The 12,433-nt window shown below is 63.9% G+C and carries 8 protein-coding genes; 3 read left to right on the top strand and 5 right to left on the bottom strand.

Annotated elements, in window-relative coordinates:
- Window positions 1–243 precede the first annotated feature (243 nt).
- From ALA01S_RS17710 to ALA01S_RS17700, 3 genes are all read left to right on the top strand, one after another.
- Window positions 244–1,467, top strand: a complete 1,224-nt coding sequence (locus ALA01S_RS17710) for an MFS transporter (protein ID WP_066338895.1) — start codon at window positions 244–246, stop codon at window positions 1,465–1,467.
- Window positions 1,468–1,658: 191 nt separating this feature from the next.
- On the top strand, window positions 1,659–2,612 hold the full coding sequence (locus tag ALA01S_RS17705) for a Bug family tripartite tricarboxylate transporter substrate binding protein (protein ID WP_169517114.1): 954 nt from the start codon (window positions 1,659–1,661) through the stop codon (window positions 2,610–2,612).
- A 193-nt stretch (window positions 2,613–2,805) separates the two neighbouring features.
- The gene (locus ALA01S_RS17700) at window positions 2,806–3,768 is read left to right on the top strand and encodes a porin (protein WP_066338889.1); all 963 of its coding nucleotides are present in this window, start codon (window positions 2,806–2,808) and stop codon (window positions 3,766–3,768) included.
- A gap of 23 nt (window positions 3,769–3,791) precedes the next feature.
- Here ALA01S_RS17700 and can read toward each other — a convergent pair whose 3' ends face one another.
- The 5 genes from can to ALA01S_RS17675 form a co-directional block, all read right to left on the bottom strand.
- Window positions 3,792–4,490: a carbonate dehydratase gene (can, locus tag ALA01S_RS17695; protein WP_066338887.1), complete on the bottom strand. Its 699-nt coding sequence runs from the start codon at window positions 4,488–4,490 to the stop codon at window positions 3,792–3,794.
- Window positions 4,491–4,523: 33 nt separating this feature from the next.
- On the bottom strand, window positions 4,524–8,060 hold the full coding sequence (locus ALA01S_RS17690; protein ID WP_066338885.1) for an indolepyruvate ferredoxin oxidoreductase family protein: 3,537 nt from the start codon (window positions 8,058–8,060) through the stop codon (window positions 4,524–4,526).
- A 1,724-nt stretch (window positions 8,061–9,784) separates the two neighbouring features.
- On the bottom strand, window positions 9,785–10,477 hold the full coding sequence (gene folE / locus ALA01S_RS17685; protein ID WP_066338882.1) for a GTP cyclohydrolase I: 693 nt from the start codon (window positions 10,475–10,477) through the stop codon (window positions 9,785–9,787).
- Between the two features lie 415 nt (window positions 10,478–10,892).
- A complete protein-coding gene (locus tag ALA01S_RS17680) occupies window positions 10,893–12,077 on the bottom strand; it encodes an acetyl-CoA C-acyltransferase family protein (protein ID WP_066338879.1) in 1,185 nt (394 codons plus the stop codon).
- Window positions 12,078–12,231: 154 nt separating this feature from the next.
- Window positions 12,232–12,433, bottom strand: a 202-nt coding sequence (locus ALA01S_RS17675; protein ID WP_174548633.1) for an NAD(P)(+) transhydrogenase (Re/Si-specific) subunit beta, incomplete at its 5' end; no start/stop codon positions are given.

The raw sequence follows: 12,433 nt of genomic DNA, 5'->3' as shown, positions 1-12,433 counted from the left end.
ATCATGGACGCTGCCAACGTTCCTGGTGAGCAGGCGGGCTTGGCATGCTGCGCGGCATGTGTCTCGGCATGCATGGACATGTTGGGCGCAGGCTCATCTACCGTGGGCGCGAAGTCAACTTGTGCCCGGCAGCAATGCGCACACCGCCGCCATTGGCCGGCCCTCCACTGACACTGACGATCACCAATGGCAAAGCGCGGCAGGATTCGGTCCGCTCTTATTTCCAGCATCCTTGAAGAGTGCATGAGCGAATCACCGCGTACGTCTCGTCCGATCGCTGTGGCCATCGTTGCGCTGGTCTGCTTCAACTTTGCATCGTACGTATGCAACGGACTCCCGCTTGCCGTGCTGCCGGGCTACGTGCTCAGGGAGTTGGGCTTCAGCTCCGTGCTTGTCGGCGTTGTGATCGGCACACAGTACATCGTGTCGTTGCTGTCCAGGCCACTGGCTGGAAACGTTGCGGACCGGTTCGGGGCCAAGACTGCAGTGCTGTGCGGCCTGACGGGGCTGGTCGTGACCGGAGGGCTTACCGGCTTGGCGGTGTTGCTGAGCAATGCTCCGGCACTGAGCCTTTGCCTGCTGCTTGCTGCGCGGGCGGTCCAGGGTGCGTCCGCAGCTCTGATTTCCACGCCGTGCTGCACATGGGCCATCGGCCTGCATGGCACCTCGCAGGCCACGCGTGTAATGTCCTGGAACGGAATTGCCTCCTATGGAGGTACGGCCGTCGGTGCGCCCGTCGGTGTGCTCGTGCACCAGCACTTCGGTATGGCGGGGATTGGCCTTTCCTTGGCCGTGCTGGGCCTCACCGCACTGGGCTACGCGCTGACCAAGCAGGCTGCTCCGCTGGTACCGGGAAAGCGGCTGCCGTTTGGCAATATCTTTTTCTCCGTCCTTCCGAACGGCCTTGCCTTGGCGTGCAGTTCAGTGGGATTCGGCAGTCTCACGGCGTTCGTCGCCCTGTACTTCGACCGCCTGGGTTGGGCCAATGCAGCCTACTGCCTTACGGGTTTCGGCATCGCTTTCATCGTGGCCCGACTCTCGACGCCCAACGTGGTCCCGCGCTTCGGAGGCTATCGGGTGGTGTCTGCCTGCATGGCCATCCAGACCGTCGGCCTGCTGCTGATCTGGCTGGCTCCTGTGCCCGCGGTAGCGGTTCTGGGAGCCATGCTGACCGGTCTTGGTGTCTCCTGGGTCTATCCGGGACTGGGCGTAGAGACATTGGCACGCACTCCGGAAGCCAGTCGAACTTCAGCGCTGAGTACGCTTTCCCTGTTCTTCGATCTTGCAGTCGGGATGGCAGGCCCACTGATGGGATTGGTAGCTACCGGCCTTGGCTTTCCATCGGTGTTCCTGGTTGCAGCCATGTTGTCATCGCTTGGCCTGATCTGCGTGCTTCGGATGCACCGCAGGCATCTGCACGAACGAAGCCTCCCACCAGCGCAGACAGCCAACCGGCCCGCTGCGTGACTTGAATGCTCATGCGACCAAAGGCCGTGTTAGCCAGGCTCGTGTTGCAAGGCCACCCGACGTATCGATGAAACGCGCACAGCTATCGCCATGAGGGTTTTCACGAGTTCGACCTTTCCCACACGCTTTCATCATAAAAGCGCCACAAAGTTGAGAAAACAACAATGAAAATGTTTAGAAAGTTGCGTCCCGTGGCCCTGCTTGTTGCAGGGCTGGCATCTGCAGCGCTCTCGACGTCCGTGGCAGCTGCGGGCTACCCTGACCGGATGCTGACGTTCGTCACGCCCTTCACTGCAGGTGCAGCACCTGATGTGTTGGTGCGCGCACTGGCCGCCGAGGTTGCCAGGACCTCAGGTGTCCAGGCAATCGTGGAGAACAAGCCTGGGGCCAGCTCGATGCTGGCAGCGCAGACCGTAGCGAAAGCGTCCGCGGACGGGTACACGATCCTGGTCACGGGCAACGTTGCCTTCACCGGCAACCCGCATGTATTCAAGAAACTGAGCTACGACCCGGTGGCGGACTTCACGCCGGTCAATACCGTTGCCAAGGGCCCGATGATCCTGTACGTCAACCCGGAAAAGCTGCCGGTGCGCCGCATCAGCGATTTCATCGAACTGCTGCGCAAACAGCCGGGCAAGTACACGTTTGCCTACACGAGCATCACCAGCCGACTGCCGGCAGAGGTGTTGCGCAAGTCGGCCGGCCTGGACATCGTCGGCATCCCGTACCGCAGCGGCAACGCGGCGATGCCGGACCTGATCAGCGGCCAGGTCGACATGGCATTCACGGACCTGTCCGGGATGCCACACGTGCGTTCAGGCAAGCTGGTGGCCATCGGCGTGACCGATACGGCACGCAGCCCGTTCGCTCCAGACCTGCCGACCTTCGAAGAAGCTGGCGTCAAGCGCATGGACATCAGCTTCTGGCTGGGGGCGTACCTGCCAGCGAAGGCACCGGCCGACGTGGTGCGACGACTCGGCGAGCTCCTGGAAAAGGCCTCGCGCAGCGCCGAGGCTACGGCTGCCTACGCCAAGCTGGGCACCGTTCCTTTTTTCTTGCCGCCCGGCCGATTCGCGAAGTTTCAAGCTGACGAAAGCGCCTCGTGGGGCCAGATCGTCCGCGACGCGGGCATCCAGCCCGAGTGACGCGCGCTCGCGGCCGCTGACGGCCAGCCGGCTCCGCAGTGCCCGCCGTCTTCGGGTCGGGCATTGAGGCCGCATGCGCCTACGCCGTTGCCATTCGCGTTGACCTGCACTGCGGTCCCATCCGCAATGCCGCGGCTGTTCAGCATCGCCGGCGCCATCCGATGAGAAGACCTTCATTTTTTCGGGGAGTTGCATGCCTATCAAACACGTCCTGTCCACTGTCATGTTGGCCGCAGGCACGGGCCTGGCGTCCGCGCAGTCGTCCTTGGTCCTGTTCGGAAAGATCGATTCCGGCTATGTCGACAAGATCGGCACGAAGACGGCCAAGGGCGACAAGGGGCTTGGCGAAGGCGCACAAAGCCGCTTCGGACTGCGGGGCTCGGAGAACCTGGGCAATGGCCTGAGCGCGTTCTACTGGCTGGAGAATCGCTTCAAGTCCGACACTGGCGAGCTGACCACGGCGCGGTTCTTCCAAGGACAATCGATTCTCGGGTTGAAGGGCCCCTGGGGTACCGTAACGATGGGGCGCGACTACATCGCTGGCTACGTCGAGGTGCAGATGGCACCCGACCCGTTCATCCACACTGGCGTTTCGTCAATGGTTGCGTTTGGCAATGGCAACATCGGCACGGTGCGCAACGATGGCGCCATCAGCTACAAGGTCGAGTCCGGACCGTTGGGCTTCGTGGCGCAATGGGCACGCGACACGAATCCGAACTCGGCTACCCTGCCAGGGCCGCTAACCGCCGAGCATCCCGTGGGTGCCAGCGCCTGGTACCAAGCAGGACCGCTTTTCCTGGGCTACAGCTACGAGAACCCGGGCGGCGTGCATGACGTTTGGCACTTCGCTGCAATGCGCGCGGTGCTCGGTCCGGTGACGCTGTCCGCCGGTTACGGTCAGGGTGAGACGAACACCCAGGAAGAGCGCCGCAGCTGGGTTGTGGGTGCTCACATGCCCGTCGGTGGGGGACGCCTGAAGGTCGTTTACGGTGACCTGAGAAACACCAGCGCCAGCCTCCCGATCAGCCGCAAGATGGCCCTGGGCTACAACTACAACTTCTCCAAGCGCACCTTCGTCTACCTGAACATCGCGCGGGACCGCGATGCTACGGCAGACCGCAACGGATTTGACGTAGGGGTGCAGCACAACTTCTGAAGCGGCCTGGTGCCTTGCCCCTTTCAGCCCAGGCTCTGCAGTGATGCGTGATAGCACTCGTCCCATGCTTGTCCACTGCCGACGCTGACACCCACGCGACGCAGCAGCCCGTCGGCCAGGCCATAGACGAGGCCGTGGACCTCGATGCGCTGACCGCGGTACCAAGCCCGGCGCAAGATGGTGGTGCGGCACACGTTGGCCACTTGCTCGATGACGTTGAGCTCGACCAGGCGCTTGCTGCGTGTCTCGTCATCCAACGCCGCTCCCAGGCGCAACTCGTGCTTGAAGGCGACGTCCTCGATATGGCGCAGCCAGTTGTCGGCCAAGCCCGCGGAGCGCTTCTCGGCCACGGCCTGCACGCCACCGCAACCGTAATGGCCTACCACCATGACGTGTTCGACCTTGAGGGTTTCCACCGCGTACTGCAGTACCGATAGGCAGTTCAGGTCCGAATGCACCACCACGTTGGCAATGTTGCGGTGCACGAAAACCTCGCCGGGTGCAAGACCCACGATTTCGTTGGCCGGTACCCGGCTGTCAGAACAGCCGATCCACAGGTAGCGTGGTGTTTGCTGGCGAGCCAGCCGCGTGAAGAAGTCCGGGTCGGCCTGCACGCACTGGCGCGCCCAGGCCCGGTTGTTGGCAAAGATGGCGTCGAGGCTGCATATCGGTGCCTCACACGGTTGCGTGACGCCTGGGCCAAGGGTGGAAAGATGCGTCATGGGAAAGCCTTGTGAAAGTTGTGCGCATTGCGGTCAAGCTGCCGCGCGCGCTGCCTGCGCAGGGGACGATGTGGGCGCCGGAACAGTGGCGTAGAACTCGGCCAGCAGCTGGCGCTGCCGTGCATGGGCTGCCTCGGCGTTGTGCTCCTTCACATGGCCATAGCCGCGAACCCCTTGGGGCAGACGAGCCAATGCCAGCGCCGTAGGCAAGCGTTCCTTCGTGAGCAGGCCGACGACCTGGCACATCAGCAGCTCGAACTTGCCGATGGCTGCGCGCTCGCCACGGCGCTCGGCGGTGTAGCCGAAGACGTCCAGCGGCGTGCCACGCAGGCGCTTGGCCTTGGCAAGGACCTTGTAGGCGGTGGCGATCCACGGCCCATAGGCTTGCTTGATCAGGTGGCCCTGCGCATCACGCTTGGAGAACAGCGGCGGTGCCAGGTGAAAGCGCAGCTTGTAATTCCCCTCGAACTGGGAAGCGACACGATCGAAGAACCCGGTCTCGACGTACAGCCGCGCTACCTCGTACTCGTCCTTGTACGCCATGAGCTTGTACAGGCTCACCGCCACCTCGCGCGCCAGGCGGTCCGTGCCGGTGCGCTGTTTCTCGGCCGCCGCGATCTGGCGCACGAAGCTCTCATAGCGCCTGGCATAGGCTGCGCTCTGGTAGGCGACAAGGCGCCTCGTGCGGTCCTCGATCAGTGCTTCCAGCCCGGGGGTGCGCGTGGGCATCGTCACCACCGCGGTGGGCCTGTCCAGCCCGGCGGCCTGCTGCACGAGTCCCAAATCCAGTGCAGCCTGCCTGCCCCAAGCGAACGCTGCCTTGTTCATCGGCACCGCAGCGCCGTTGAGCTCGATGGCACGCATGAGGGACGACTCCTGCAGCGGAATCCAGCCCTTCTGCCAGGCATAGCCCAGAACGAACACGTTGGTCGCCACGGCGTCGCCCATCAGCGCGGTGGCCATCGCCGTGGCGTTGAGGGCTTCGACCGACTGTGCTGCATCACGCACGCGCTGCAGCATCGCGTCGGGCGAGGTTTGCCAGTCCGGATCCTGCGTGAAGGCACCGGTGGGCGCCACGTCGGTATTCATCACGGCACGCGTGCGCGTGGCATCCATGGTGCTGATCGCATCCTTGCCTGCGCCCACCATCAGGTCGCAGCCCAGCACCACGTCGGCCTGCTTCGCGGCGACCCGCGCGGCATGCAGCCCGGCAGGCGTGGCGGCCAGACGCACATGGGACATCACGGCACCCCCTTTTTGTGCCAGGCCTGCCATGTCCAGCACCAGCACGCCCTTGCCTTCCAGGTGCGCGGCCATGCCCATGAGCGCGCCGACGGTCACCACGCCCGTCCCGCCCACGCCTGTCACCACCACGTTGCACGGCGCATCGAGCGCGGGCAGCACGGGTGCCGTCAGGTTCTCCGGCGGCGATGCCTTGGACTTCGCAGGCTTGCGCAGTGCGCCGCCCTCGACCGTGACGAAGCTCGGGCAAAAACCCTTCACGCAAGAGTAGTCCTTGTTGCAAGAGCTCTGGTCGATCTGACGCTTGCGGCCCAGCGGAGTTTCCAGCGGCAGGATGGAGACGCAGTTGGACTGCACGCCGCAGTCGCCGCAGCCCTCGCACACCTCCTCGTTGATGACGACGCGCTTGGGCGGATCGACCAGCTGCTTCTTCTTGCGCCGGCGCCGCTTCTCGGCGGCGCAGGTCTGGGCGTAGACGATCACGGAGACGCCCTGCTTCTCGCGCAAGTCTCGCTGCAGCTCGTCCATGCCGTCGCGGTGGCTGACGGCCACGCCCGCGGGCAGTCCGCCCATGCGCTGGTAGAGCTCGGGCTCGTCGGAGACGAGGTGCAGGTGCTCCACGCCCTCGGCGGCGAGCTGCTGCAGGATCTGCGGCACGGTGGGCGAGCCCTCCACGGGCTGGCCGCCGGTCATGGCCACCGCGTCGTTGACCAGGATCTTGTAGGTGATGTTCACGCCCGCGGCCTTGGCCGCGCGGATCGCGAGCGACCCCGAGTGCATGTAGGTGCCATCACCCAGGTTGGCGAAGATGTGGGGCGTAGAGGTGAACGGCGCCTGGCCGATCCAGCTCACGCCCTCGCCGCCCATCTGCGTGAAGGTTTCGGTGCGGCGGTCCATCCATTGCGCCATGTAGTGGCAGCCGATGCCGGCCACGGCGCGCGAACCTTCCGGCACCTTGGTACTGGTGTTGTGCGGACAGCCCGAGCAGAAGTACGGCAGACGCTGCTGCGACCCTGGCTCCGGGCGGGTAAATCCGTCTGCAGCCAGACAGGGAACCAGGTAGCCACGCGCCTTCCCGGACAGCGAGTCGCTGCCGAATACCTTGGCGATGCGCGCGGCGATCACGTTGGCGATTGCCGCCGGCGTGAGTTCGCCGTTGGGGGACAGCAGGATGCCGTCGTGCGGCACCTTGACCCATTCGCCCGTCTCGTCGTACTTGCCGACCACGCGGGGACGCGAGGCGATCGGGGCGTTGTAGAGCTGCTCCTTGAGCTGGTACTCGATGATCTGGCGCTTCTCCTCGACCACCAGGATCTCGTCCAGCCCTTCGGCGAACTCGCGGATGCACTCGGGCTCCAGCGGCCAGGACACGCCGATCTTGAGCAGCCGGATGCCAAGCCGCTGCGCGCTGCCTTCGTCGATGCCCATCATGGCCAGCGCCTCGCGCACGTCGAGGTAGCTCTTGCCGGTGGTGACGATGCCCAGCTTCGCGTTGGGCGCCGCCCAGTCCTGGCGGTTGAGCCGGTTCAGGCGCACGTACTCCAGCAGCGCATAGAGGCGCTCGCGCTGCAGCCGGTTCTCCTGCTCCAGAGGCGGATCGGGCCAGCGGATGTGGAAGCCGTCGCTGGGGATCGGGTAGGTGTCGGGAACCTTGATCTCCACGGCCATCGGATCGATCTCAAAGGAGGAGGACGACTCGATGGTGTCGCTGATGGACTTGAAGCCCACCCAGCAGCCCGAGTAGCGCGACATGGCCCAGCCGTGCAGGCCGAACTCGATGAACTCGCGCACGCCCGACGGGTTGAGCACAGGGATCATGGCGGCAATGAAGGCGTGCTCGCTCTGGTGCGGCAGGCTCGACGACTTGCAGGAATGGTCGTCACCCGCAACGAGCAGCACGCCGCCGTGTTGGGAGCAGCCGGCGATGTTGCCGTGCTTGAAGACGTCGCCGCTGCGGTCCACCCCGGGGCCCTTGCCGTACCACAGCGAGAACACGCCATCGACCTTGGCGTTGGGGTCGAGGTTGACCATCTGCGTGCCCCACACGGCAGTGGCAGCCAGTTCCTCGTTGAGGCCGGGGACGAACTTGATGTCGTGCTGGGCAAGGTGTTTCTTGGCCTTCCACAGCTCCTGGTCCACCGCACCCAGCGGTGAGCCACGATAGCCCGAGACGAAGCCAGCGGTAGTCAGGCCGGCTGCGGCATCGCGGGCTTTTTGCGCCATCAGCAGCCGCACCAGGGCCTGGGTGCCGGTCATGTAGACGCGGCCCCTGGGCAGGGTGTACTTGTCTTCGAGCGTGACAGGGGCTAGGAGCTCGGGCTTGTCCATCAATTTTTGTCGATCGTTGTCGATGCCTGGGGCATCGGAGAGGACCTGGTTCGGCCGCGTCCGCAGTAAATCCACTGGCCTGCACAGCGGTGCCTGGCATGGCAATCGGACACGGCACGACAGGCAGGGAATTCAACGCAGTGCCAGCCTGCGCATGTGCGCGGCTCCATGGATGTCGACTCTCGACAGCATCGATTCGATGAAGTCACAGCGGCGTCTGCCGCAGTACCTGTATGCCAATTGAAGGCACTGGCGCCGAGAGGCCATGTCGCTGCTCCATGGAGGCTGTGAGTCATGTCTCCTGCCGCAGTCGATGCGGCAGGCCCTTCCGCATGTCAACTGGTGTACCGTGGTTTCGTGACATTTGCGTCGATTGTGTTCAATTCAACAGCCATAGTCATCAGTAGATTCCTGTGGCGTCACATTGGTTTTGCTCATGGTTGGCTGCCGGGTCACATCACCTTGTTTCACGCCGTTCTGCATCGCTGCCACATCGGTGCGTCCGCGAGTGACTGCCAGAGATAGCGTGGGTGTCATAGGCAGCAAGTGCGCCTCGGCGGCAACCAGACGCCGTGCCCGTCGAGTTGCAAGCTGCAAGCAGTCGGCCGCTGTGGGGTATGACGCCAACGCCGGACGGCTGCTCGTGCGACACACGTCAGCGATGTCGCTATGCCGGACTTGCAGCGGTCGCACATCGGTCGTTGTGTCTCGGTGCCCGGGATGCCCAGGCAGACCGGGAACTACACCGCACACGGTCGGTGTCAACGCACAATCGTCCTCTCGCGCCAGGAGAAAGAGGACGCAAAAGCCCTATGCCACGGGGCCAATGCCAGCGCGCAACCGAGTCGTCGTGCGGCCTAAGCCATGGCGGGTCGTGCACAGCTTGCCCCGGCTCGGCGCCAGGACATCACCCATGGTCCGGCAAGGCGTTCAGACCGCTTTGCTCGACGCCCAGCCTTTCCTTGCATGTCTTCGAATGGGTGGGGCTATCTGTAGGCCTACATCTATCGCGGAGCGTGCACAAGTTTGAGCGGGGGACCGGCGTACGCGATGAGCAGTCGGCTGCTTGCGCACTCCCCGAATGCACTGCCCGCCCGCAACGGTCCCTACATCCTCAGGACATCGGTCAACGCTTCCCTGGCAGCGTTGCAGCCCACGCCGCATGCGTCTCGGATCGGCTTTGCCCGCCTTCTGAAACATGGACTTGTTTTGTGGCGACATCCGTCAGGTGTAGGCAAAGTAATTGCGCCCACGGGATGAAGTCGGTGCCCTCAGGCACTGGTCCGACAACACGGACAGGACGGCATTGCATTCGATAGGTGAAAACCCTATCATGGGGTTTCCACTACTGACGCGATGCCGTACAGGAGGTCGTGTCTCGGGAGAACCTCATGTCTTCGATCGCCTTGCCCCCGTCCCTGCCGTCTCAGAGTTTTGGCCGGCGTAGCAAGTTGTCCTGGCTCAAGGTCTCTCGCCCAGCAGGAGACCGAGCGGCCGTGCCGCTGCGTCGCTCGCTGCTGGAGCGGCTGTCGAACTTCCTGCTGCAGTCGCGCATCGATTGGGCAACAGGCGGTCACGCGGCCAACGTCAAGGACCGGGAAGCGCGTTAGAAGCGGCTACCAAGTTCCTGCGTCGCAGCTCTATGGTAGGCACCGCCTGCAGTGCGAGATACGGTCGCTTCATTTTCGGGCTTGGACCACCAATTGGTCGTATAGGTTGTTCGGTCAACGTCTTTTTTCAAGCAGGGACAGGAATTCACGCCGCAATGTCGGATCGGTCAGAAAAGCGCCGCGCATGACGCTGTTGATCATGGTGGAGTCCATATCCTTCACGCCACGCCAATGCATGCAGAAATGATCCGCCTCCATGACGATGGCAAGCCCGTCTGGACGGGTCTTCTCCTGTAGCAGGTTGGCCACCTGGGTAACGGCTTCCTCCTGGATCTGGGGCCGGCTCATGATCCAGTCGGCTAATCGAACATACTTGGACAGGCCAATCAGGTTCGAGTCCTGGTTCGGCATCAGCCCGATCCACAGCTTGCCGATGATCGGGCACAGGTGGTGCGAGCACGCGCTGCGCACCGTGATGGGCCCGACGATCATCAATTCATTGAGTCCCTCCGCGTTCGGGAACTCGGTGACCGGCGGTTGCGCGGCATAGCGGCCCCGGAAAATCTCGTGCACGTACATCTTGGCGACCCGCCGTGCCGTCTCCCTGGTGTTGTGATCGCTCTCGGTATCGATGACGAGGCTTTCAAGCACACCACTCATCTTTTCCTGGACTTCGTCGAGCAACTGCTCGAGCTCGCCAGGTTCGATGAACGCCGCAATGTTGTCGTTGGCGTGATAACGCTTACCCGCGGCCCGGATCCGCTCTCGGATCCTGACCGACACCGGGATGCCCTCATCGAAAGGCATTTGGCGCCCTTGATGCCCGGTGAGCTTTGCGACGGCCTCGTCAGTATGGCAGGGCCCGGGCGCCTTCTCACGCGTTTGGCCGCCGTTTCCTGCCAGGCGGTCGACTTCATCAGCTGCTGTGGTCAAAGAAATCATGGTGTCCGCCAGGAATTTTCTGGTGTGGTGTGCCAGTTGCGCCAGCACACGTCTGTCATGCGCGTGATCGGCCCCTCTCTTGCCACGATACCGGCGGGTTACCGACCACGCTTGTGAACTGCTCTGCAACTCCGGCGTGCAGCGTGTGGGACATGTCCACAAGGCGGCCGGCAGCGCATTGAAGCAACAGTGCGACGTGCCTCAGTTCATGGACCCGTGGCCGCCTCACTGCGGTTCAAGGGCCGTGCCCTGGGCAAAGAAAGACGGCTGCGGCTGCATGTCAGACTCTTTCAAAAATGGCCGCAATGCCCTGGCCGCCACCGATGCACATCGTCACCAGCGCGTAACGCCCGCCGCGGCGTTGCAGTTCATGAAGGGCCTTGATGGTGATGATGGCCCCGGTGGCTCCGATGGGGTGACCCAGCGAGATACCCGAACCGTTTGGGTTGACCTTGGCCGGATCGAAGCCGAGGGCCTGTGCCACGGCACAGGCCTGCGCCGCAAAGGCCTCGTTGGCTTCGACAACGTCCATATCCTGGAGGGCCAAGCCTGCTCGCTCCAGCGCCAGACGGGTTGCTGGAACGGGCCCCAAGCCCATCAGCTTGGGGTCGACACCCGCATGTGCATAGGACACCAGTCGCGCCATCGGCTGCAGACCGCCGGACTTCACGGCGTCCTCCGTGGCGAGCACCACGGCGGCAGCACCGTCGTTCAAGCCTGAGGCATTGCCGGCGGTCACCGTGCCGTCCTTGGCGAAAGCCGGTTTCATCTTGGCCAGCTGTTCGAGCGACGTGTCGGCACGCACGTGCTCGTCAGTGTCGAACACCACGGTGCCCTTGCGCGTGGCGACCTCCACCGGAACGATCTGCTCCTTGAAGCGCCCCTCTGCAAGCGCCTGAGCGGCCCGCTGATGGCTCTGCACGGCCAGGGTGTCCTGAGCCTCGCGCGAGATGCCTTCACGCACGGCAACGTTTTCGGCCGTGATGCCCATGTGAATCTTGTGGAAGGGGTCCTGCAGCACGCCCAGCATGTAATCCTGGATCTGGGTGTCACCCATGCGGGCGCCCCAGCGGGCGGCGGGCAACAGATACGCTCCCCGGCTCATCGACTCCGCGCCAGCACCGATGGCAACCTGCGCATCGCCCAGCAGGAGGGTTTGCGCCGCCGACACGATGGCCTGCAGGCCGGAGCCGCACAGGCGGTTGACATTGAAGGCAGGCACTTCCTGAGGAAGTCCAGCATCGAGAGCGGCGACCCGGGAGAGGTAGGCGTCGCGCGGCTCGGTCGGGATCACGTTGCCCATGGCGACATGCCCCACGCGGTCTGGCTCGACACCGCTGCGCCGCAAGGCTTCACGCACGACCGTGGTGGCCAGTTGGCTCAGCGGCACGTCCTTGAGCGAGCCGCCAAATGTGCCGATCGCGGTACGAGCCGCGCCGACAACGAAGATTTCCTTGTTCATCATGAGATTCCCTGTGCTGAAGTGGCTGTTGTGAACTGCTTGGGTTGCCTGCAGCTTGCGGGCGAATCGTCGTCGACGCCGTCAAGCGGCAGGCGCCGGGATACCCGGTGTACGTCCGGGGGAGCAGGATTTGCGTCTGAGCGGAACCGCTTTCCGGTCACTCCACGGCCTTGACCATGTCCTCCACGACCTTCTTGGCGTCGCCGAACACCATCATGGTCTTGTCCATGTAGAACAGCTCGTTGTCCAGGCCGGCGTAGCCCGCGGCCATCGAGCGCTTGTTCACGATCACGGTCTTGGCCTTGTAGGCCTCCAGGATCGGCATGCCGTGGATGGGGCTGCCCTTCTGGAGTGCCGCC

The organism is Azohydromonas lata NBRC 102462 (genome assembly GCF_001571085.1).
Classification (GTDB): Bacteria; Pseudomonadota; Gammaproteobacteria; order Burkholderiales; family Burkholderiaceae_C; genus Azohydromonas; species Azohydromonas lata.
The sequence above is the reverse complement of the archived record's forward strand: the minus strand, read 5'-3'. Positions and strand labels throughout refer to the sequence as shown.